This window comes from Hypericibacter terrae (assembly GCF_008728855.1).
GTDB lineage: Bacteria > Pseudomonadota > Alphaproteobacteria > Dongiales > Dongiaceae > Hypericibacter > Hypericibacter terrae.
Map to the genome: position 1 here is coordinate 4,987,709 of NZ_CP042906.1, position 21,092 is coordinate 5,008,800.

Annotated in this window: 19 protein-coding genes and 1 pseudogene; 14 read left to right on the forward strand and 6 right to left on the reverse strand. The window is 65.8% G+C overall.

Translation table 11 applies throughout. From position 1 onward, the window contains the following. Nucleotides 1-81 precede the first annotated feature (81 nt). The 5 genes from FRZ44_RS22760 to FRZ44_RS22780 all read left to right on the forward strand — a co-directional run bounded on the left by FRZ44_RS22760 (nt 82) and on the right by FRZ44_RS22780 (nt 4,561). A complete protein-coding gene (locus tag FRZ44_RS22760; protein WP_151179335.1) occupies nt 82-1,248 on the forward strand; it encodes an ABC transporter substrate-binding protein in 1,167 nt (388 codons plus the stop codon). 78 nt (nt 1,249-1,326) lie between these two features. After that, complete coding sequence (locus tag FRZ44_RS22765; RefSeq protein ID WP_151179336.1) at nt 1,327-2,379, forward strand: ABC transporter ATP-binding protein; 1,053 nt, start codon at nt 1,327-1,329, stop codon at nt 2,377-2,379. Beyond that, nucleotides 2,376-3,308, forward strand: a complete 933-nt coding sequence (locus FRZ44_RS22770) for an ABC transporter permease (protein ID WP_151179337.1) — start codon at nt 2,376-2,378, stop codon at nt 3,306-3,308. The genes FRZ44_RS22765 and FRZ44_RS22770 overlap by 4 nt, the downstream gene beginning before the upstream one ends. Further along, nucleotides 3,298-4,137 carry an ABC transporter permease gene (locus FRZ44_RS22775; RefSeq protein ID WP_225308403.1) on the forward strand — a complete coding sequence of 280 codons (840 nt, stop codon included), beginning with the start codon at nt 3,298-3,300 and terminating at the stop codon, nt 4,135-4,137. The genes FRZ44_RS22770 and FRZ44_RS22775 overlap by 11 nt, the downstream gene beginning before the upstream one ends. Nucleotides 4,138-4,351: 214 nt before the next feature. After that, nucleotides 4,352-4,561, forward strand: a complete 210-nt coding sequence (locus tag FRZ44_RS22780; protein ID WP_151179338.1) for a cold-shock protein — start codon at nt 4,352-4,354, stop codon at nt 4,559-4,561. A 76-nt stretch (nt 4,562-4,637) separates the two neighbouring features. Here FRZ44_RS22780 and panE read toward each other — a convergent pair whose 3' ends face one another. Next, on the reverse strand, nt 4,638-5,570 hold the full coding sequence (panE, locus tag FRZ44_RS22785; protein WP_151179339.1) for a 2-dehydropantoate 2-reductase: 933 nt from the start codon (nt 5,568-5,570) through the stop codon (nt 4,638-4,640). 140 nt (nt 5,571-5,710) lie between these two features. On the opposite strand from panE, the gene FRZ44_RS22790 reads away from it, so the two are divergent. Both FRZ44_RS22790 and FRZ44_RS27145 read left to right on the forward strand, forming a co-directional pair. Continuing rightward, the gene (locus tag FRZ44_RS22790; protein WP_151179340.1) at nt 5,711-7,141 is read left to right on the forward strand and encodes a tetratricopeptide repeat protein; all 1,431 of its coding nucleotides are present in this window, start codon (nt 5,711-5,713) and stop codon (nt 7,139-7,141) included. Between the two features lie 10 nt (nt 7,142-7,151). Beyond that, on the forward strand, nt 7,152-7,325 hold the full coding sequence (locus tag FRZ44_RS27145) for a hypothetical protein (protein WP_191908257.1): 174 nt from the start codon (nt 7,152-7,154) through the stop codon (nt 7,323-7,325). Nucleotides 7,326-7,514: 189 nt separating this feature from the next. Here the strand turns inward: FRZ44_RS27145 and FRZ44_RS27700 are convergent, their stop codons facing one another. Further along, the gene (locus FRZ44_RS27700; protein WP_263641901.1) at nt 7,515-7,832 is read right to left on the reverse strand and encodes a hypothetical protein; all 318 of its coding nucleotides are present in this window, start codon (nt 7,830-7,832) and stop codon (nt 7,515-7,517) included. Between FRZ44_RS27700 and bfr the strand changes: the two are divergent. Then, nucleotides 7,815-8,286, forward strand: a pseudogene (gene bfr / locus FRZ44_RS22800) (bacterioferritin). The gene FRZ44_RS27700 and the pseudogene bfr overlap by 18 nt on opposite strands. A 178-nt stretch (nt 8,287-8,464) precedes the next feature. Here the strand turns inward: bfr and FRZ44_RS22805 are convergent. Further along, nucleotides 8,465-10,054 (reverse strand): phytoene desaturase family protein, encoded by a 1,590-nt coding sequence (locus FRZ44_RS22805; protein WP_151179342.1) that lies wholly within the window; start codon nt 10,052-10,054, stop codon nt 8,465-8,467. 212 nt (nt 10,055-10,266) lie between these two features. Between FRZ44_RS22805 and FRZ44_RS22810 the strand changes: the two genes are divergently transcribed. The 6 genes from FRZ44_RS22810 (at nt 10,267) to FRZ44_RS22835 (ending at nt 16,852) form a co-directional block, all read left to right on the forward strand. Beyond that, a complete protein-coding gene (locus FRZ44_RS22810; protein ID WP_151179343.1) occupies nt 10,267-10,458 on the forward strand; it encodes a hypothetical protein in 192 nt (63 codons plus the stop codon). Between the two features lie 127 nt (nt 10,459-10,585). Continuing rightward, on the forward strand, nt 10,586-10,912 hold the full coding sequence (locus tag FRZ44_RS22815) for a DMT family protein (RefSeq protein ID WP_151179344.1): 327 nt from the start codon (nt 10,586-10,588) through the stop codon (nt 10,910-10,912). A 77-nt stretch (nt 10,913-10,989) separates the two neighbouring features. Next, nucleotides 10,990-13,587, forward strand: a complete 2,598-nt coding sequence (gene mgtA, locus FRZ44_RS22820; protein WP_151179345.1) for a magnesium-translocating P-type ATPase — start codon at nt 10,990-10,992, stop codon at nt 13,585-13,587. 282 nt (nt 13,588-13,869) lie between these two features. Next, the gene (locus tag FRZ44_RS22825) at nt 13,870-14,583 is read left to right on the forward strand and encodes a FecR family protein (protein ID WP_151179346.1); all 714 of its coding nucleotides are present in this window, start codon (nt 13,870-13,872) and stop codon (nt 14,581-14,583) included. Nucleotides 14,584-14,796: 213 nt separating this feature from the next. Next, nucleotides 14,797-15,543 carry a glycosyltransferase family protein gene (locus FRZ44_RS22830; protein ID WP_151179347.1) on the forward strand — a complete coding sequence of 249 codons (747 nt, stop codon included), beginning with the start codon at nt 14,797-14,799 and terminating at the stop codon, nt 15,541-15,543. A gap of 199 nt (nt 15,544-15,742) precedes the next feature. After that, nucleotides 15,743-16,852: a TRAP transporter substrate-binding protein gene (locus FRZ44_RS22835; protein ID WP_151179348.1), complete on the forward strand. Its 1,110-nt coding sequence runs from the start codon at nt 15,743-15,745 to the stop codon at nt 16,850-16,852. A 70-nt stretch (nt 16,853-16,922) separates the two neighbouring features. Here the strand turns inward: FRZ44_RS22835 and FRZ44_RS22840 are convergent, their stop codons facing one another. The 3 genes from FRZ44_RS22840 to FRZ44_RS22850 all read right to left on the reverse strand — a co-directional run bounded on the left by FRZ44_RS22840 (nt 16,923) and on the right by FRZ44_RS22850 (nt 21,048). Continuing rightward, nucleotides 16,923-18,374, reverse strand: coding sequence for a TRAP transporter large permease (locus FRZ44_RS22840; protein WP_151179349.1), 1,452 nt, complete (start codon nt 18,372-18,374; stop codon nt 16,923-16,925). Next, the gene (locus FRZ44_RS22845) at nt 18,371-18,949 is read right to left on the reverse strand and encodes a TRAP transporter small permease subunit (protein WP_151179350.1); all 579 of its coding nucleotides are present in this window, start codon (nt 18,947-18,949) and stop codon (nt 18,371-18,373) included. The genes FRZ44_RS22840 and FRZ44_RS22845 overlap by 4 nt, the downstream gene beginning before the upstream one ends. Before the next feature lie 170 nt (nt 18,950-19,119). Beyond that, nucleotides 19,120-21,048 (reverse strand): hybrid sensor histidine kinase/response regulator, encoded by a 1,929-nt coding sequence (locus FRZ44_RS22850; RefSeq protein WP_225308404.1) that lies wholly within the window; start codon nt 21,046-21,048, stop codon nt 19,120-19,122. Nucleotides 21,049-21,092: the final 44 nt, after the last annotated feature.

Consider the following 21,092-nt stretch of genomic DNA (forward strand, 5'->3'; position numbering starts at 1 on the left):
AGGCTAGGTTGCCTGTCGCAGCGGCCCGAACGCCAATCAGGGCCGAAACATCGAATCATGAAACAGGACGAGGAGGCTGGAATGTCGGGGATCAGACTGGGCGCGTTGACGGGAATTACCGCGTTTGCCGCCCTGGCCATGGCCACGGGCATCGCGAAGGCGGAGATGATGTCCAAGGTCGGCCCGGGCGAAGGCGAAGTCGCGATCGTGGCCTGGCCCGGCTATGTCGAGCGGGGCGACACCGACAAGAATTATGACTGGGTCACCGATTTCGAGAAGCAGACCGGCTGCAAGGTGACTGTGAAGACCGCAGGCACCTCGGACGAGATGGTCTCGCTCATGAACGCCGGCGGCTTCGACCTGGTCACGGCCTCGGGCGACGCCACGCTTCGCCTGATCGCGGGCGGCAAGGTGCAACAGATCAACACCGACCTGATCCCGAGCTGGAACACGATCGACAAGCGCCTCCAGAACGGCGCCTGGCACACGGTCGGCGGCAAGCATTTCGGCGTGCCCTATCAGTGGGGCCCGAACGTGCTGATGTACAACACCACGGTCTTCAAGGAACCGCCGAAGACCTGGGCCGTCGTGTTCGAGGAGCAGAAGCTGCCCGACGGCAAATCCAACCAGGGCCGGGTCGAGGCTTATTCCGGCCCGATCTACATCGCCGACGCCGCGCTCTATCTGAAGAAGCATCAGCCGGCGCTCGGCATCGACGATCCCTATGAGCTGACGCAGGAGCAGTTCGACGCCGCGGTCAACCTGCTCAAGGCGCAGCGCAAGCTCGTCTTCAAATACTGGGGCGATTCCACGGCCCAGACCGAGGACTTCAAGAACGAAGGCGTCGTGGCCTCGACCTCCTGGCCCTATCAGGCCAATCTGCTCGCCGGCGAAGGCCAGCCCATCGGCATGACGGTGCCGGAGGAAGGCGCCACCGGTTGGGCCGACACGACGATGATGCATTCGCAGGCGCCGCATCCGAATTGCGCCTACATGTGGCTCGAGCATTCGCTGAACAAGAAGCTGCAGGGCGACCTCGCCTCCTGGTTCGGCTCGGTGCCGGTGGTGCCCGACGCCTGCAAAGACAACGCGCTGCTCGGCGAGAAGGGCTGCGAAGCCAACGGCGTCGAGAACTTCGACAAGATCTCGTTCTGGAAGACTCCGGTCGCCGATTGCGGCAACGGCAAGAAATGCGTGCCGTACAAGGACTGGACGTCGACGTTCCTCGCCATCCAGAGCGGACAGTAAACTGCCTTCTCAGGGGCGGGCGCCGGCCAAGACCGACCGGCGCCCGCCCGTTTCGTTTCAGGCCCTTTTCAGACCGCGATGACCAAAGCCTCCACATCCGCCGTTTCCTTCCGGCAGGTGAGCCGCCATTACGGCGAGGTTCGCGCCGCCGACAATGTCAGCTTCGATATCGAGGACGGCGAATTCTTCGCCATGCTGGGCCCCTCGGGCTCGGGCAAGACCACCTGCCTGCGCCTGATCGCGGGCTTCGAGCAGCCGACCTCGGGCGACATCCTGATCCACGGCAAATCGGTCGCGGGCGTGCCGCCTTATGAGCGCGACGTCAACACCGTGTTCCAGGATTACGCCCTCTTCCCGCATATGAATGTCGCGGACAATGTCGCCTACGGCCCGATGATCCGCGGCGAGCCCAAGGCGCAGCGGCTGCGCGAGGCCGAGGAAATGCTGCGCATGGTGGCGCTCGAGGGATTGGGCGCGCGCAAGCCGAACCAGCTCTCGGGCGGCCAGCGCCAGCGCGTGGCGCTCGCGCGCGCGCTCATCAACAAGCCGAGCCTGCTGCTGCTGGACGAGCCGCTGGGCGCGCTCGATCTCAAGCTGCGCGAGCAGATGCAGGTCGAGCTCAAGGCGATCCAGCGGCGCGTCGGCATCACATTCATCTATGTGACCCACGACCAGGGCGAGGCGCTCGGCATGAGCGACCGCGTGGCCGTCTTCAACCGGGGCCGCATCGAGCAGATCGGCTCGCCGGCCGACGTCTACGAGCATCCGGCCTCGGCCTTCGTCGCGGGTTTCGTCGGCGTCTCCAACATCCTCACCGGTGCGGCGGCCCGCTCGATCGCCGGCGCGCCCGCGGCCTTCTCGATCCGGCCGGAGAAGATCACCCTGGTGGCGGGCGGCGAGGAAGCCCCGCCGCCGGGCGCCTGCGTCGCGCGCGGCAAGATCGACAGCCTGCTCTATCTGGGCTCTTCGACCCGGTTCAACGTGGCGCTCGAAGGCGGCGGCGAGCTCACCGTGATCGAGCAGAACCGCAGCGGCGGCGCCCGCGGCGGTGCCGAGATGCAGGGCCGGCCCGTGCTGCTCTGGTGGCGCCGGGACCACATGCAGGGCATGGTGGAGAGCTCCTCCGCATGAGCCTCGACGTCACCCTCTCCTCGCCGCTGACGCGCCTGTCCTCGTTCCTCTATCTGCGCCCACGCCTGGTGCTGACCCTGCTGCTGGTCCCGCCCCTGCTGTGGCTCGGCATCGTCTATCTGGGATCGCTCTTCGCGCTCCTGGCGCAGAGCATCTTCTATATCGACGACTTCAGCGGCCTGACCGTCTATGAGCCGACGCTTCGCACCTATGCGGAGCTCTTCACCCCGGCCAACCTCACCATCATCCTGCGAACGGTGGTGATGGCGGCGGCCGTCACCGTCGTCTGCGGCACGATCGCCTTCCCGCTCGCCTATTACATGGCGCGCTATGCCGGCATGAAGGCCAAGGCGATCTTCTATCTCGCCGTGATGCTGCCGCTCTGGTCGAACTATCTGGTGCGCGTCTATTCCTGGAAGCTGATCCTGGCCAAGGAGGGCGCCATCAGCTGGATCTTCGCACAGTTGCATCTGAGCTGGGTCCTCGACGGGATCCTCGCCATCCCCGTGATCGGCGGCCCCTCCCTGTCCTCTTCCTATCTCGGCACCGGCCTAGTCTTCACCTATATCTGGCTGCCCTACATGATCTTGCCGGTGGAAGCGGCGCTGGAGCGTGTGCCGCGCTCGCTGCTCGAGGCCTCGGCCGATCTGGGCGCGAGGCCCAAGGCCACCCTGCGCAAGGTCATCCTGCCGCTCGCGGTTCCCGGCATCGCCGCCGGCTCGATCTTCACCTTCTCGCTGACCTTGGGCGACTACATCATCCCCAACCTGGTCGGCTCCTCGCGGCCCTTCATCGGCCAGGTGGTCTACAGCCTGCAGGGCACGGCGGGCAATCTGCCGCTGGCCGCCGCCTTCGCCATGGTGCCGGTGCTGGTGATGGCGGGTTACATCACGCTCGCCAAGCGCTTCGGAGCCTTCGATGCCCTCTAAGGCCGCCAGCAACAGCAGCCTGAGGATGGGCGAGCGGCCGAGCTTCAGCCTCAAGGCCGCGGCGACCTTCGGGCTCCTGTTCCTCAACCTGCCGCTGGCTTTCATCCTGCTCTACGCCTTCTCGACGGACGACCGGAGCTTCACCTTCCCGCCGCCGGGCCTGACCCTGAAATGGTTCGCGGTCGCCTGGGAGCGCGACGACATCTGGCAGGCGCTCTGGCTTTCGGTGCGCGTGGCTCTCACAGGAACGGCGATCGCGCTGGTGCTGGGCACGCTGGCCTCGGCCGCGATGTTCCGTTTCCGCTTCTTCGGCAAGGAAGCGATCACGCTCCTGATCCTGCTGCCGATCGCGCTGCCGGGCATCGTCACCGGCATCAGCCTGCGGTCGGCCTTCGGCTTCGTCGATATGCCCTTCAGCTACTGGACCATCGTGCTGGGCCACGCGACCTTCTGCATCGTCGTGGTTTACAACAATGTGATCGCCCGATTGCGCCGGTCCTCGCCGGCCCTGATCGAGGCCTCGATGGATCTGGGGGCCAACAGCTTCCAGACGTTCCGGCATGTCATCCTGCCCAATATCGCCACGGCGCTGCTGGCGGGCGGGATGCTGGCCTTTGCCCTTTCTTTCGACGAGGTCATTGTCACGACCTTCACCGCCGGGCAGCAGCAGACGATTCCCATCTGGATCCTCGGCCAATTGTTACGGCCGCGCGAACGCCCTGTCACAAATGTCGTGGCGGTGTTTGTCATTCTGGTCACGATGCTGCCGATCCTGGGCGCCTATTGGCTCACCCGCGATACGCATGATGCGAGCGGCAGCGGCAAATAGCGGCGGTGGCATTTCGATGGCATCGGAAAACTCGCTTGCCAGCTCAAATCGCCCCTAGACAGAATATCCGGACGATCAAGGGTCCGGGCGCTGCCGCGTCGTCTGCTCATTAGAGCGTCCTGACAACGTTCCCCCCGAACCGCTGATTGACGGACCAACCGCGCTGCTCTTGCCGCGCGGTTTCTGACTTGCCCCTATGCCCAGGGAGACGTTTATGGCTACCGGCACCGTGAAGTGGTTCAACCCGACCAAAGGCTATGGCTTCATCCGCCCCGATGGCGGCAACAAGGACGTGTTCGTGCATGTGACCGCCGTGCAGCGCGCCGGCTTGCAGACCCTGAAGGAGGGTCAGAAGATCGGCTTCGAGATCCAGCACAGCAAGGACGGGCGCGAGTCCGCCGAAAACCTGGCCGTGGTCGACTGAACCGAGCGATCGAAGGGTTCCCGAACTCCCGCAGCGAAACCGTAGGGCCGGCGCCCGGGCGCCGGCCCGATTTGTGTCAGGCCTCTTTTCGCGCGGCGCGCCGGGCCTCGTAAACGGCGACGTGGCAGGCCGCGGCCTCGATCAGCGGCGTCGCAATTCCCAGGGCCCGCCCGCGCGCGACCATGTCGCCCAGGATATGGGCGCCTTCGGTCGCGCCGCCGCGCTCGAGATCGCGCAACATCGACGCCTGCACCGCCGAGGCCGGATCGGTCAGCCGCTGCGCGGTCGCCTCGAGGACCTTGTCGCGGGCGGCATGGCCGCTGGCCGCCGCCACGGCGCTCGCTTCCTTCAGCATCGCCCGCGCGATGCCGGCCCCGCCGGCCCGCGCGATCTCGCCGACGCTCCCGCGCATCAGGCAGGTGAGCCCCGCCAGCGTGGCCAGCATGGTGAACTTCTCCCACATCTCCTGCAGGACATTCTCGCTCAACACCGACTTGAACTTGGCGGGCGCCAGATCGGCGGCGATCGCCCGCACCCGATCGCTGCCGCCGCCGGCGCGCTCGCCGAAGGTCAGGCGCGGCGGCAGGTCGAGATGGCGGATCTCGCCGTTGGGTCCGAGCGTCGCGGAGATATGGCAGACACCGCCCAGCACGCGCTCGGCGCCGAAGGCGAGCTCGAGCCGGTCGAGATGCAGGAGCCCGTTCAGCAGCGGCAGGATCGCCGTGGCGCTGCCGAGATAGGGCGCCACCGCCGCCATCGCACCGTCGAGGTCATAGGCCTTGCAGGTCAGGAGCAGCGTGTCGAAGGGCTGGGCCGCCGGCTCGCCCTGGAGCAGCAGCTTCGGCTGCAGCCGGGTCGCGCCGTCGGGGCTTTCGATGACCAGCCCCTGCTCGCGCAGCAGCCGCGCGCGAGCCGGACGCACCAGAAAGGTGACGTCGCCACCCGCCTCCTGCAGCCGGCCGCCGAAATAGCCGCCGACGCCGCCCGCTCCCAGGATCAACCAGCGCATCGCTCGAGGAACCTTCTGTTAAGGTAAATTCCCGGATCATAGGGCGGGCCCGGCGTCCTTGAAGGGCCCCAGTTGAAGGCAGGCGGCCCGATGGGCATAGTGGCGCCCGCCCAGCCCCCCAATCAACCGAGGCTTCCAAGGTGCAGGAACTCCAGCGGCTGCTCGATAATGGCCGATTCTATCACCGTCAGGGTCGTCTGACCGAGGCGGCGGACATCTATCGCCAGGTGCGCCGCGCCGATCCCCAGAATCCGATGGCCCATCATCTCCTGGGCCTGGTGCTGCACCAGCAGGGCAAGCGCGACGAGGCATTGCAGGCGCTGGCGGAAGCCGTGCGGCTCGAGCCCGACAACGCAGCCTATCGCACCGGCTTCGCCGAGCTCCTGATTCTCGAGAACGACCCCGAGGCGGTGCGGATCCAACTCGAGGCCGCCAGGACGCTGCAACCGCGCACGGCCGTGCTGCTGGTCCGCCAGGCGGTCATGTGGGGCCAGATCGGCGATCCCGATCTGGCGATCAAGACGGCCGAGGAGGCCGTCGCGGTCGACAGCAATCACCCGCAAGGCCATCAGGTGCTGGGCATGCTCCTGCGCGAGCAGGGCGATCTCGGCCGCGCCGCAGAGCATCTGCTGGCGGCGCGCCGGGCCTCACCGGCGGCACCCGATCCCCAGACCACCTGCGCCCTGACGCTGTTCGCACTCGGCCGCCATGCCGAGATCGCAACGCTGCCGCCGCCGGCCGATCAGCGCAACCTCTATCGCGAAGCGGTCCTGAGCGCGCTCGCCGTGTGGCAGCAGGGCGATCTGCCCCAGATCGAAGCGGCGCTGGCCAAATGCGATGAAATCGCGCAGGCCCGGGGCGGCCGCACCGAGGACGTCTATGCCGGCTATCACGGCCAGATGGCGCGGCTCGTCGATTCCCGCAAGCGTTCGGCCGATCTCTACAAGCAGAAGACCAAGAACGACGTCGCCGTCGTCGGCGACATGCAGTCGCTGTCGGCCGCCAATCTCACGGTCAAGCTGGGCGAGGATATCGTGCGCCTGCGTACCGCTTTCGTGCCGGGCTGCGTCGCGGTCAATCTCTTCAAGCGCGCCGCCAACTCCTGCCGCGCCGGTTTCGAGGCGGCGCTGGATCGCCAGCCCGCGGGCGGGCGCGTCATCGCCTCGGTCGGCGACATGGATTGCCGCTACACCATCGGCTTCATGGACCTGCTGCGCCGGCATCCGGAGATGGAAGGCCGCAAGCTCGTCAGCGAGACGGTGCAACGCTATACCGACTGGGTCGTCGACGCCGCCAATCAGCGCAAGCTCGATCTCATCCTGATGGGACCGCCCGCGCGCGCCGTGGCGCTGAACTTCGTCCCGCCGGCCGTCGCCCGGCAGTTCCTCGAGCTGGTCGAGTTCTTCAACAGCGAGCTGCGCGCCGCCGCCGGTCGCGCCGGGCTGATCTATGTCGATCTCTACGACGCGACGGTGGGTCCGCACCGGCGCGGCCGCGAGGACTGCTTCATCGACACCACCCACGTGCAGCCGTCGGCCGTCGCTGCCGCGATCAAGGCCGCCGGCTTCTGAGCGCATCTCGATGAATGCGGTGCTGTCGCTCTATCTGCTTTGGGTCGTCCTGCCCGGGATCGCCGCCGCCGGCATCGGTGCGGCGATCCTGCGCAGCAACCGCCTCAAGGGCGGCTTGCTGGGCGCCGTTGCGGGCCTGGTGCTGGGGCAGCTGGCGCTGCTGCTGCTGAGCTCGCCGAGCTGAAGGCCCGGACGGCCGCGAGCGAAACCGAGCGCTGATTGGCCGGGAAGGGTGCCGCGTCCGAATGGCGCTGGCGGGCCCAGATCAGCACCGAAGCCAGGCGCCCCGCCGAAAGACCCTTCCAGATCAGCATGTTAGATCGCCGCGAAAAATTCTTGCGAATGAGTTGCAATCGCACCGACTATCCCTTAATCAAGAACCGCTTGCAACAAACCTCGTGGCGCCTCGCCAGGGGACGGTCGGTCGATGTATGTCTGCAATTGCAATGGCTTGAGTGAAGGGGCGGTGCGCAAGGAAATCGCGCAGCGCTCGCGCGCTTGCGGCGGTGCCGGTCCCGGTTCCGTCGGTCAATTGTTCGGTTGCTTCGGTTGCAAGCCGCAATGCGGGAAATGCGTTGCGGATATGAAGCAGCTCATCGACGAGCCCAATCGCATCGGGAGTCTCATGCTCGCGGCCGAATGACGCGTCGCTCGAAAGAGAGGGAAAGGCGTCATGAAGGGCGACAAGCATGTCATCGAGCAGCTCAACCGCGTGCTGACCAACGAGCTGACGGCGGTCAATCAGTATTTCCTCCACGCCCGCATGTACGAGCATTGGGGACTGAAGCGGCTTGCCAAGCATGAGTACGAGGAATCGATCGAGGAGATGAAGCACGCGGACAAGCTCATCAAGCGCGTGCTGCTGCTCGAAGGCCTCCCCAACCTGCAGGATCTCCACAAGCTCAAGATCGGCGAGACGGTGCCCGAGGCGCTCGCGGCCGATCTCGATCTGGAGCGGCGCAGCCGCAAGACCCTGGTCGAGGCGATCGGCATCTGCGAGAAGACGCCCGACTATGTGAGCCGCGACATCTTCCGCCACATCCTCGACGACACCGAGCACCATATCAACCATCTCGAGACAGCTCGATCTGGCCGAGAAGACCGGCCTGCAGAACTATCTGCAGTCGCAGAAGATCGAGTGCTGACCTCTAATCCCTTCCCCCAGGCGGGCTACGCCCGCGACTCTTAAAAGCTTGCCAGCGAAGCTGGCGGGGCGGGGGAAGGTTAGGAAGGGGGTGCCACGCACCCGATGCGTGTCGCAGCGGCACCCCTCCCCCTACCTCCTCCCGCAGGGGGAGGGGGCGTGATTTTCTTGAAGCGCTCTCACTTCCTTTTCCGAAAATCCTTTATCACCCGGTGCGCGGCGTTGCGACCGGGGACCCCGGAGACGCCGCCGCCGGGATGGGCGCCGGAGCCGCAGAGATAGAGACCCGCGACCGGCGTGCGATACTGCGCGGCGTCGGGATGCGGCCTGAGGCTGAAGATCTGATCGAGGTCGTGCCGGCCATGGAAGATGTCGCCTTCGGTCAGGCCGAAGACGCGCTCCAGATCGAGCGGCGTCAGCAATTGCCGCCCGACGATCAGGGATCGCAGGCCCGGCATGTGACGTTCGATCTGGGTCAGGGCTTGCTCGGCCACATCCTTGCCGATGACATCCCAGCTCCTCCCGTTCGCCAGCTTGTAGGGACAGTATTTCGCGATCAGGCTCATCACGTGATGGCCGCGCGGCGCCAGGCTGTCGTCCGAGGCCGAAGGAATCCGGATGTCGATATAGAATTCGTCCGGAATCTCGCCGAGGGTCGCTTTGCGATAGGCCGCCTCGATCGCCGCCCGCTCGGGAATGATGGTGATGGAGGAGCCCAGCGCGATCGCAGCCTCCGCGCCCTCCAGTTCCGCAAAGCGCGGCGTGCCCGACAGCGCCAGGTTCATGCGGATGGTGGCGTGGCCGTAGCGCAGCGTGCCGATATCGCGCGCGAAGCCCTCGGGCAGATGCTCGGGGCCCACGAATTTGAGGAAGGTGCGCTTCGGATCGGCATTGGAGAGCACCATGCGGGCGCGGATCTCCTCGCCGCCCTCGAGCCGGACGCCGACGGCGCGCTTGTTCTCGACCATGATCCGCTCGACCGGCGCCGCGGTCCGGAACTCGACGCCATGGGCGCGGCCGGCGCCGGCCATGGCTTGGGTGATGGCGCCCATGCCGCCCTTGGCCATGCCCCAGCCGCCGCGCTTGCCTTCGAACTCGCCCAGCGCGTGGTGGAAGAAGGGAATGGCCGAACCCGGCTGATCGAGGCTCGAGAAATTGCCGGAGACGCAATGCGCCGCATAGAGATTGCGGATCCGCTCGCTCTCGAACCAGCGCTCGACGATGGCATTGGCCGAGCTGGTGAAGAGCTGCGCCAGCAGATGGCGGTCGGCCGGATCGAGCGCCTTGATCTGGCGCCCGGCCCCGACCATCGAGAGCAGCTCCAGGAAACCGCCGCCCAGATGCGGCGGCTCCTTGAACCATTGCTCGCGGATGACGGCACCCACGCGCTGTACCGCCGCGCCGAAGCGTTCGATTGCCTCGTAATCGCGGTTGGAGAAGCGCCCGACAGCGGCGCGATCATGAGTCTCGTCGCCGGTCGACAGCAGCGGGCGACCGTCGGCGAAGAGATCGAGATGACCCTTGAGCGGGATGGTCTGGTAGCCATGGGCCGGCAGGTCGAGATCGGCCACGATTTCCGGGCGCAGCAGGCTGACCGTGTAGGACGCGACCGAATTGCGGTAGCCCGGATGGAACTCCTCGGTCACCGCCGCCCCGCCGAGCACGGCACGGCGCTCCACCACCAGGGTCTTCAGGCCGGCCTTGCCGAGATAGGCCGCCGCTGTCAGGCCGTTATGCCCGCCTCCCACCACGATCGCATCATAAACCATTACGCCGTCCCCCTCGCTGTCGCGGCGGGCAGTCTAGGGAGGTCATTTCGACGCTGCCAGCCCCTTGCCGACCCTTGTCACCATGCCGGATCCGCGGTCCTGGCCCTGGTCAGGGGGTGCGGTGCACGATAGCCTTGGCCCCTCGATCGGGAGCGTGACCGCAGCCGCGCCGGCGATCCTTCTGACAGCAGGAAAAAGGGGCAAGGTCCAATATGGCAGCGATCATCCGACAGGTGCCGGGCGTCATCGGCGCCATTGCGGCGTACATCGTCCTCAAGCTGATGTGGTGGCTGTTCGGCCTGCAATCGATCGCGGGCGAGGTGCTGATCCTGGTGGTCGTCACCCTGGGGGTCGCGCTCCTGGCCGAGCGCGCCATGCGGAAATATCAGCAATCGACCTTGTGATGCCGGCCCCGCCGCTCCGGCGGGGGATCGCCTCATACCGAACGCCGACGGCCGGTCGCAGGCGCCTCAAGCCGCGACGGTCCCGCTATGCGGCCCCGCCTCCATTTCCCCTGCAACGGAACTCGCCATGTGGACCATTCTGCTGCTGATCGGCTCCAACATCTTCATGACTTTCGCCTGGTACGGACATCTGAAATACACGAACTCGCCACTCTGGATGGCTATCCTCGCCAGCTGGGGGATCGCCTTCTTCGAGTATTGCCTGCAGGTGCCGGCCAACCGGCTGGGTTACGGCGAGTTTAACGGCGCCCAGCTCAAGACCATCCAGGAGATCATCACGCTCGTGGTCTTCGCCGGATTCTCGGTGCTCTATCTGGGCGAAAGCTTGCGCTGGAACCACGCGGCCGGCTTCGTCTGCCTGGTGGCGGCCGCGTTCTTCATGTTCAAGGGCTGATCCGCGGGACGGCGACCGAAGCGATTGCATAGGGGAGATCGGCGTCCGACTATGCGGCGCATCGTGGGGAGCCCGAAATGACATCGCCTGGCTGGGGCCGGCGGCCCTTCGAAAAGCCGCCGGTGCCCGAGGATTACTGGAATCTTGCGCCGGAGCGGGCGGCCGAAGCGCTGTCGGCCGGGCTCACCGGCCTCTCCGTCAGCGAAGCCGCAGCGAGGCTTGCCCGCTACGGCCCCAACGATGCCGCGCAGCGCCGCCATACGCCGCTCTGGCTTCAGTTTCTCGCCCGCTTCAAGAATCCCCTGGTCCTGATCCTGCTGGTCGCCAGCGCGGCCTCCGCCGCGACCGGCGAGATCACCAGCTTCGTCGTGATCACGGCCGTCATCCTGCTGTCGGTCACCCTCGACTTCGTTCAGGAAGTCCGGGCCGAGAGCGCCGTCGAGGCCCTGCGCCGGTCGGTTGCCCTCACGGCGCGCACTTGCCGCGGCGGAAACTGGATCGAATTGTCCGCCGACCAGCTCGTGCCCGGCGATCTGGTCGAGCTCAAGGCCGGCGATCTGATCCCGGCCGATGGGCTCCTGATCAAGGCCCGCGACCTCTTCATCACGCAGGCGATCCTGACTGGCGAGCCCTATCCCGTGGAGAAGCACGCCGCGCCGCTCAAAGCCCCGGCGGCGGGTCCCGCCGAGGCCGACAATGCCGGGTTTCTCGGCACCTCCGTCGTCAGCGGTGTGGGCCAGCTCCTGATTTGCCGCACCGGACGCGCGACCATTCTCGGCGGCGTGGCCAAGGCGCTGGGCGAACGGGCGCCGGTGACCGCGTTCGAGACCGGCATCCGCCATTTCGGCCTGCTGATCATGCGCCTGACGGCCCTGCTGGTGCTGTTCGTGCTGCTGGTCAACGGGCTGATGGGCCGGCCGCTCCTCGAAAGCTTCCTGTTCGCAATCGCCCTTGCCGTCGGTCTCACGCCGGAGCTGCTCCCGATGGTGACGACTGTCACGCTGGCGCATGGCGCGCTCCGGCTCGCCAAGCGGCGCGTGATCGTGAAGCATCTTCCCGCCCTTCACAATCTGGGCGCCATGGATCTGCTCTGCACCGACAAGACCGGCACCTTGACCGAAGCCCAGGTGAAGGTGGATCGGGCCATCGATGCCGAAGGCCAGCCCAGCGACCGTGTCCTGGAGCTCGCCCGGCTCAACAGCCAATTCTGCACGGGCGTCAGGAGTCCGCTCGATTCGGCGATCCTCGCCTCGCCGGATCCCTCGGGCGCCGTCATCTGCACCAAGCTCGACGAGGTCCCCTTCGATTTCGAGCGGCGGCGTGTGTCGATCCTGATCGAACGGGAGGGCCGGGCGCAGCTTCTGGTCAAGGGCGCGCCGGAGAACCTGCTGCGGCTCTCGAACCGGGTCGAAGGCAAGGACGGCGCGGCGCGACCGCTCGACGCGGCGCTGCGGGCTCAGCTCACGCAGGCCTTCGAGAAGCTCAGCCAGGAAGGTCTGCGTGCGCTGGCGGTGGCCTACAAGCCGATGCCGGCCGGGCCCCGGGCCATGGCGATCGCCGACGAATCCGATCTCATCTTCGTCGGTTTCGTCGCCTTCATCGATCCGCCCAAACAGGAGGCCGCCGTCGTCATCCGCGAGCTGGCGGACAGCCAGGTCGGGATCAAGATCCTGACGGGCGACAATGAGCATGTCACCCAGCATCTCTGCCAGTCACTGGGTCTCGACGTCCGGGGAACCTTGACGGGCGACGAGCTGGCGAAGCTGACCGACGAGGCCTTGTTTTCCCGCGTCGCCGACACCGATCTGTTCTGCCGCCTGACGCCGCAACAAAAGACCCGGGTCGTCCTCGCGTTGCGGCGTGCCGGCCATGTGGTGGGATTCCTCGGCGACGGCATCAACGATGCGCCCGCGCTGCATGCGGCCGACATCGGCATCTCGGTCGACAGCGCCGCGGATGTCGCCAAGGAAGCGGCCGATCTGATCCTGCTCGATCACGATCTCGAGCTGGTGCGGGCCGCCGTCGAAGAAGGAAGACGCAGCTTCGAGAACATCCTCAAATACATCCTGATGGGCACCAGCTCGAATTTCGGCAATATGTTCTCGATGGCCGGTGCGACGCTGTTTCTCCCCTTTCTTCCCATGCTGCCGGTCCAGGTGCTGGTCAACAATCTGCTCTACGACCTGTCCGAGCTCGGCATTCCGTTCGACCGCGTGGACCGCGCAGCCCTCGCCCGGCCGCAGCGCTGGGACATGAGATTCGTGCAGCGCTTCATGTGGACGCTGGGGCCGGTTTCATCGGTCTTCGATTTTCTCACCTTCTTCACCTTGCTGTATCTCTTCAAGGCCGGGGAGGCGGAGTTTCAGACCGGCTGGTTCGTCGAAAGCATGTTGACCCAGACCATGGTCGTCCTGCTGATTCGCACGCGCGGCAATCCCTTCGCCAATCTCCCCGACCGGGTGCTGGCGGCGACGGTTTTCGTCGCCGCAGGTCTTGCCGTGCTGTTGCCCTATACGGGACTGGGACGGTGGATCGGCATGGTGCCGCTGCCGCTGCCTTTGCTGGCGGCGATTGCGGGCCTCGCTGCCGGCTATTTCCTGCTGGTGGAGATCGCCAAGCGAATCCTCTGGCGCCATGCCGGCGCGCCCGGGCCGCGCCTGCAGCGGCGTTTCTAGTGTTTCTGCCGCGAAACATTCGACATGGAGGGCCGTTGGCGACGAGCCCCGCGCCGAGAAAGACCTAAGGCATTTTTGCGGCGGGCCCAGCGCTGGAAGGGGGTCGATTCATTCCTTACAGCGCAGTAATTTGAAGCCCTTAGGAAAATAAGTGAGGCTCGCCCCTATTCACCCGCGCCTTGGAATTGCCGCTGTCGTGGAGCGATGGTGCGGTGCTAGGACTTGAAAGTTCGGAGGACCGCGGACAGATCATCCGAGCGGTCAATTGGGGAGCTAACTCAAATGCGAGTGTTCAAAGACAAGTCTGCAGGCGCGAGCTTGCAGTGGCGGACGCTGATGCTGTCCGGTGCCGTGATGCTGGGGATCGCGGCCGGAGCGAGCGTCGCCAGGGCCGACGCGCCGACGATCGGCGGTGTGACCCAGGAACAATACAAGGGTGCGCTGGGCAAGGTCGCCGCCAGCGAGAACCCGCTGAAGTATCAGGATGCGGTGTACTCCCAGGAGCAGGTGACGACGCCACCCTGGGGAACCACGTCGCTCCAGTTCCTCGACGGCACCAAGCTCGAGGTCGGCCAGGCCTCGGACGTGACGCTGGACGAGTTCGTCTACGATCCGAACCAGACGCTCACCTCCGCCGCGATCAAGTTCAATCGCGGCGTGTTCCGCTTCATCACCGGCGAGAACACGAGGAAGGAAGGCGTCAGCCTGACGACGCCGGTCGCCACGCTCTCGATTCGCGGCACCGACCTGCTCATCAAGGTGGACTATGACGGCACCACCACGGTGAGCGTGCTGCGGGGTGCGATCGCGGCGCTGGCCTGCGATCGTCCGGAACAGGTCGTTTCGGCAGGCAAGGTGCTCAAGATCCCGGTCAACTGCTCGGAGAAGAGCACCATCGGGCCCTATACGCCGGCGGCACCGACCGGGCCCGCCGACACCTCGCCCGGGCCCGGGAACAACGACCACCAGCATGAAAGCCGCAGCACCAACGACTAGCTCGCGGTCGGACAAGAATGACGATCTTAAGGGCGCTTCCGGCCAACCGCCGCGAGGCGCCCTTTTCTCGTTCGCCCGGCGGCGATGCACCGGCGCATTGAGCGCGGGGGCGCCGGCCGCTACGTTGAAGCGGGGTTCGGGAGGGGCGATTCGGGGCTGCAGCGATAGCCGCGGCACGCCGCGTCCCCGGGGGATCGGCAGGGGGACATCAGGGTGGAAGACCGGGGGATTCTCTATTTCGCGACCGGCGCGAAATATGTCGCGGAGGCCGTGGCGTCGGCCGAGTCCGCCAAGAAGCTGATGCCGGGGGTGCCGATCGCGCTCGTCACCGACGATGGCGAGGCGTCGCCTCCCTTCGACCGCACCGTCACCATTCCGGGCGGCGAGTATCCGCTGCTGGCGAAGGTCCGGTCGCTCGGGCTCACGCCTTTCCGGCGCACGGTGTTCCTCGATTCCGATACCTTCGTCGCGCGGCCGTTCGAGGAGCTGTTCGATCTGCTGGACGCCTTCGACATAGCCGCGGCCCACGCGCCCTTGCGCCTCTCGACCTTCCGCTTCAAGGAACAAGGGATCTTTCTCGGCGGGGTCCCGACCTGCTTTCCCGAATACAACACCGGCGTCGTCGCCTACCGCGCCGATCCGGGCGTGCTTACGGCGCTCAAAGCCTGGGTCGATCTCTATCAGAAGCAGCTTGCGGGCCGGCTCAAGCCCTGGACCTGGGACCAGCTCTCCTTTCGCGAGACGATCTATAAGAGCGGCCTCAAGCTGGCGACGCTCTCCAACGAATATAACTACCGGCTGCCCTTCCCGCAGGTGACTTGCGGGCCGGTGAAGATCCTTCATGGCCGCAGCGCCGACATCGCCGGGATTCTGCAGCAGATCAACCAGCATCGCCGCTACCGGGTCACGGTGCCGGAGCGCTTCCGGTCGGTGGCGATGTTCATCGAGGATGCCGACTGAGCCGGACCCGCTTCGATCGATCGCCGTCGGCTTCGGGCGTTGCCGCTCGGGAGGGCGGGCTGCTAGTGTCGGACGCACAAAAATGAGGCGCCGCCGCCCGCTCGATGGGCGCGCTCCGGACCTCGAAAAAACCAGCCGGCCTCGACACGGGCAACCACCACCGATCGAACCTCGCCGTCCATCAGGGAGACGAAACCATATGAAGCGTCGCAAATTCCTGACTTCTGCCGCCGTGGGCCTCGCCGCGGCCCCCGTCGCCGCCACCCAGATCGCGGCACCGGCCATCGCCGATACGGCGGCGCCCGAGATCAAATGGCGTCTGGCCTCCAGCTTTCCCAAGAGCCTCGATACCATCTACGGCGCGGCCGAAACGGTGGCGAACCGCGTCGCCGCGGTCACCGATGGCAAGTTCCAGATTCGCGTTTTTGCCGCGGGCGAGATCGTGCCGGGCTTCCAGGTGCTCGACGCGGTCCAGAACGGCACGGTCGAGATCGGGCATTCCGCCAGCTACTATTACGTGGGCAAGGATCCGACCTTCGCCTTCGATACGGCGATCCCCTTCGGCCTCAATGCGCGCCAGCAGAACGCCTGGATGTATTACGGCGGCGGGCTCCAGCTGATGCGCGATTTCTTCAAGGACTACAGCATCTATCAGATCCCCTGCGGCAATACCGGCGCGCAGATGGGCGGCTGGTTCCGCAAGGAGATCAAGACCGTCGGGGATCTGAACGGCCTCAAATTCCGCGTCGGCGGATTCGCCGGCAAGGTGCTGACCAAGCTCGGCGTGGTGCCGCAGCAGATTCCCGGGGGCGACATCTACCCGGCGCTGGAGAAGGGCACCATCGACGCCGCCGAATGGGTCGGCCCCTATGACGACGAGAAGCTCGGCTTCAACAAGGTGGCGCAGTTCTATTATTACCCCGGCTGGTGGGAAGGTGGCCCGCAGCTCTCGGTCTATGTGAACCAGGCGCAGTGGGACAGCCTGCCCAAGACCTACCAGGCGCTCCTCGAATCCGCCTGCGCCGAGGCCAACGTCCTGATGCTGGCGAAGTACGACGCGCAGAACATGCCGGCCCTGCGCCGGCTGATCCAGGGCGGCACCAAGCTGAAGCCCTTCTCGAAGGAGATCATGGAAGCGGCCTACAAGGCCGCCTTCGAGGTCTATGACGAGACCGCCGCGACGAACGCAAAATTCAAGACGATCTACGAGGCCTGGAAGCCATTCCGCGAGGAGCAGTATCTCTGGTTCCGCGTGGCCGAGAACACCTTCGACAATTTCGTCTACACGAAGTCGGCGCAGAAGACCTGATCTGCGCCCCAAGGCCCGATCGAGCGCGGCCGTCGACCCGGCGAGGGACGATGGCCGTCCTCGTTCGAGCCTATTGAATGTCGATCGAGGGCGCTTCGCTGTCGGGCGCCGGCACGTCGATCTGGATGTTCATCTCGTCGCTGGTCGGCACATGGTGGATACGGCTCAGCACCATGTTCGGAAAGGCGATGACAAGGCTCACCATGACGATCTGGATGCAGACGAAGGGCACCGCGCCCCAATAGATCTGCCCGGTCGTCACCGGTGCGAGCTTGCGCCCGGTGATCTTGTCGATGAACGTCGAGGAAGGCGCCACGCTGCGCAGGAAGAACAGTGCGAAGCCGAAGGGCGGGTGCATGAAGGAGGTCTGCATATTGACCCCCAGCAGCACGCCGAACCAGATCAGGTCGATCCCGAGCTTGTCGGCCACGGGAGCCAGCAACGGCACCACGATGAAGGCCAGCTCGAAGAAGTCGAGGAAGAAGGCCAGGAAGAAGACCAGGATATTGACGACGATCAGGAAGCCCAGTTCGCCGCCGGGCACGCTGGTCAAGAGGCGATCGACCCAGAGATCGCCATCGACGCCGCGAAAGACCAGCGTGAAGACGGTCGAGCCGATCAGGATGAAGATCACGAAGGAGGAGAGCTTCGCGGTCGTGTCCATCGCCTGCTTCAGCAACGACCAGTTCAGCCGCCGATTTAGGAGCGCCAGGATCAGGGCGCCGGTGGCGCCCATGGCACCGCCCTCGGTCGGGGTGGCGACGCCGATGAAGATCGTGCCCAGCACCAGGAAGATCAGGATCAGCGGCGGCATCAGCGAGACGATCACCCGGCGCAGCAGCGCCAGCCCATGCAGCGTCCGCGCCTCGCGCGGCAAGGCGGGCGCCCATTTCGGCAGGAACAGCGCCACACCCAGCACATAGAGCGCATAGAACGCGGTCAGGATCAGGCCAGGAACGATGGCGCCCTCATACATGTCGCCGACCGAGCGGCCGAGCTGGTCGGCCAGTACGATCAGGACCAGGCTGGGCGGGATGATCTGCGCCAGGGTCCCCGAGGCCGCGATCACGCCGCTGGCGAGCCGCCGGTCGTAGCCGTAGCGCAGCATGATCGGCAGCGAGATCAGCCCCATCGAGATCACGGAGGCCGCGACCACACCCGTGGTGGCGGCCAGGAGCGCGCCCACAAAGATCGCGGCGAAAGCGAGACCGCCGCGCAAGGGGCCGAACAGCTGGCCGATGGTGTCGAGCAGATCTTCGGCCATGCCGCTGCGTTCGAGGATCAATCCCATGAAGGTGAAGAACGGGATCGCCAGCAGCGTGTCGTTGCGCATGATGCCGAAGACGCGGTCCGGCAGGGCCTGCAGCAGCGCCGGCGTGAGCAGGCCGAGCTCGATCCCGATGAAGCCGAACAGCAATCCGTTGGCGGCCAAGGCGAAGGCGACCGGATAGCCCATCAGCAGCAGCACCACCAGCGCCAGAAACATCAGCGGCGCCAGGTTGGCGATCAGGAGCTCGGTCATGTCGGTCCGCCGGCGCGCCGGTTGCTGACGGCGGCGGCGGCATGGGCCGGGCGCTTCTCGGCGGGATCGGGAATGAGCCCCATCAGGAAGGCGATCCGCTTGATCAGTTCGGAGACGCCTTGCAGCGCCAGCAGGATGAAGCCGATCGGAATCAGGAGCTTCACCGGCCAGCGCAGCAGCCCGCCGGCATCGCCCGATATCTCATGGCGCAGATAGGAGTCCGATACCAGCGGCCAGGAGAGCCAGGCGATGATGATCGCCATCGGCAGCAGGAACAGCGCCGAGCCGACGATGTCGATCCAGGTCTGGGTTCGCTTCGACAGCCGGCCGGCGATCACATCGATGCGGACATGCTCGTTGCGCAGCAGGGTGTAGCCGGCGCAGAGCAGGAATACGGCCGAGAACAGATACCATTGGATCTCGAGCCAGGCGTTCGAACTGGTGTCGAAAACATAGCGGACCATGGCGTTGCCGGCGCTGATCAGGACCGCGACCAGCACGCACCACGAAGCCAGCCTGCCGATATGCCCATTAAGCCAGTCGATCGCGCGGCTCAGGCCGAGCAATGCCTTCACGGAGTCTCCCCTGTCCCTGTCGTCGAGGACGCCTCTTGCCGGGCGCCTTCTGCCGCTTCCTCCTCTTCCTGGGAGGCGAGACGGTCATTGCCGATAATTTGCGCTCGGGTCCCGTCGCAGCTCAACCGAAAAATCCGGGGCGGGAGGGGCGGAGGCGGCGGGATCCCGCCTCAGTCGGAGGTTTCGACAACGGTGTCGAGCGTGTCGCGGATTCGCCTGGCGAGCTCGACCTTGCGATAGGGCTTGTGCAGCACCGTGATTCCGGACGGCAGCTGCCGTCGCGCCCGCAGATTGTCGAGCGCATAGCCGGATGTCAGCAGCACCTTCAGTCCCGGCCGGAGCTGCTGGGCGCGCTCGACGAGATCGATCCCGTTGATGCTCCCCGGCATGACGACGTCGGTGAAGAGGAGATCGACCGCGGCGCCCGAGGCCAGGCATCGCATGGCATCGTCGCCGTCGACACTGGCAATCACCTGATATCCGAGGCCTTTGATGATGGACACGGCGTGGTCGCGCACGAAGGCATCGTCCTCCGCCACGAGCACCGTCTCGCCGCCACCGGGCGCGAGCGTTTCCTCCGCCGCGGTCAGCGCCGCTTCGTGACTGTCATCGCCGCGGGCGACCGGAAGATAGATTCTGACCGTGGTTCCAAGCCCGACCTCGCTGTAGATGGCGACATGGCCGTTCGACTGCTTGACGAAGCCATAGACCATGCTGAGTCCCAGCCCGCTGCCCTTGCCCACCTCCTTGGTCGTGAAGAAGGGCTCGAAGGCGCGCGCCAGCACCTCGGGCGGCATGCCGTCGCCATCGTCCGTGACCGCGACCATGATGTAATCGCCGGTCGGCACTTCGGGATGCGTGCTTCGATACTGCTCGTCCAGGCTGGCATTGGCCGTCGAGACCGTGATGCGGCCGCCGCTCGGCATGGCATCCTGGGCATTGAGGGCCAGGTTGAGGACGGCGGATTCGAGTTGCGCCGGATCGGCGAACGCAGACTTCAGCTCAGACTCGAGCGTGGTCGCGATATCGATGTCCTCCCGCAGGGTGCGGCGCAGCAGGCGGCCCATCTTGTCGACCAGCTGGTTGCAATCGATCTGGGAAGGTTTGAGTGTCTGGCGTCGGCTGAAGGCGAGCAGCCGCTGGGTCAGCTCGGCGCCGCGTTCGCCGGCGGCTATGATCGCCTCCGCGAGCTTGCGCAGGTCGGGCCGGGCCTTGAGGACGTCGCTCAGCGATTCCGCATTGCCGATGATGACGGTCAGGAGATTGTTGAAATCGTGGGCGATGCCGCCGGAGAGCTGGCCCACCGTCTCCATTTTCTGGGCCTGGAAGAGCTGCTCGCTGGTTCGCTTGCGCTCCGTCAGGTCATGGATGATGCCGACAAAGACCGGCCCGTCATCCTGCATGGCCTCACCCACGGAAAGATCCATGGGAAAGGTGGTGCCGTCCTTGCGCCGGCCGGAAACCTCGCGTCCGATGCCGATGATTTTCGGCACGCGGGTCGTCAGATAGTTCGACAGGTAACGATCATGCTCGCCACGGAAGCGCGCGGGCATGAGCATCTTCACGTTCCGGCCGATCACCTCGGCGGCGCCGTAGCCGAACAGCGCCTCGCAGGCCGGATTGAACATCATCACCTTGCCCCGGGCGTCGATGAGGATGACGCCGTCGACGGCGGTATCGACCACGGCCTTCAGTCTCTGGGCCGCCTCCCGGATCGCCTGTCCCGAGCGCTTGCGCTCGGTCAGGTCGTGGATGATGCCGACAAAGATCGATTCTCCGTCCTCCTTGGCCTCGCCGACCGACAAGTCCATCGGAAAGGTCGTGCCGTCCTTCCGCTGGCCCACGACCTCGCGACCGATCCCGATGATCTTGGCGACGCCCGTACGATGATAGTTCGTGAGATAGCTGTCATGCTCGCCGCGAAAGGGCGCCGGCATCAGCATCTTGACGTTCTGGCCGACGACTTCCGCGGCGGAGAATCCGAACAGCTTCTCGCAGGCTGGATTGAATTTCAGGACGGTACCGCGGGCATCGATCAGGATGACCCCGTCGACCGCCGTATCGACGACGGCCTTCAACCGGGCTTCTTCGCGATCCACCGTCACTTCGCACCGCCCACAATCGGACAGAATCAGTTCTGGCC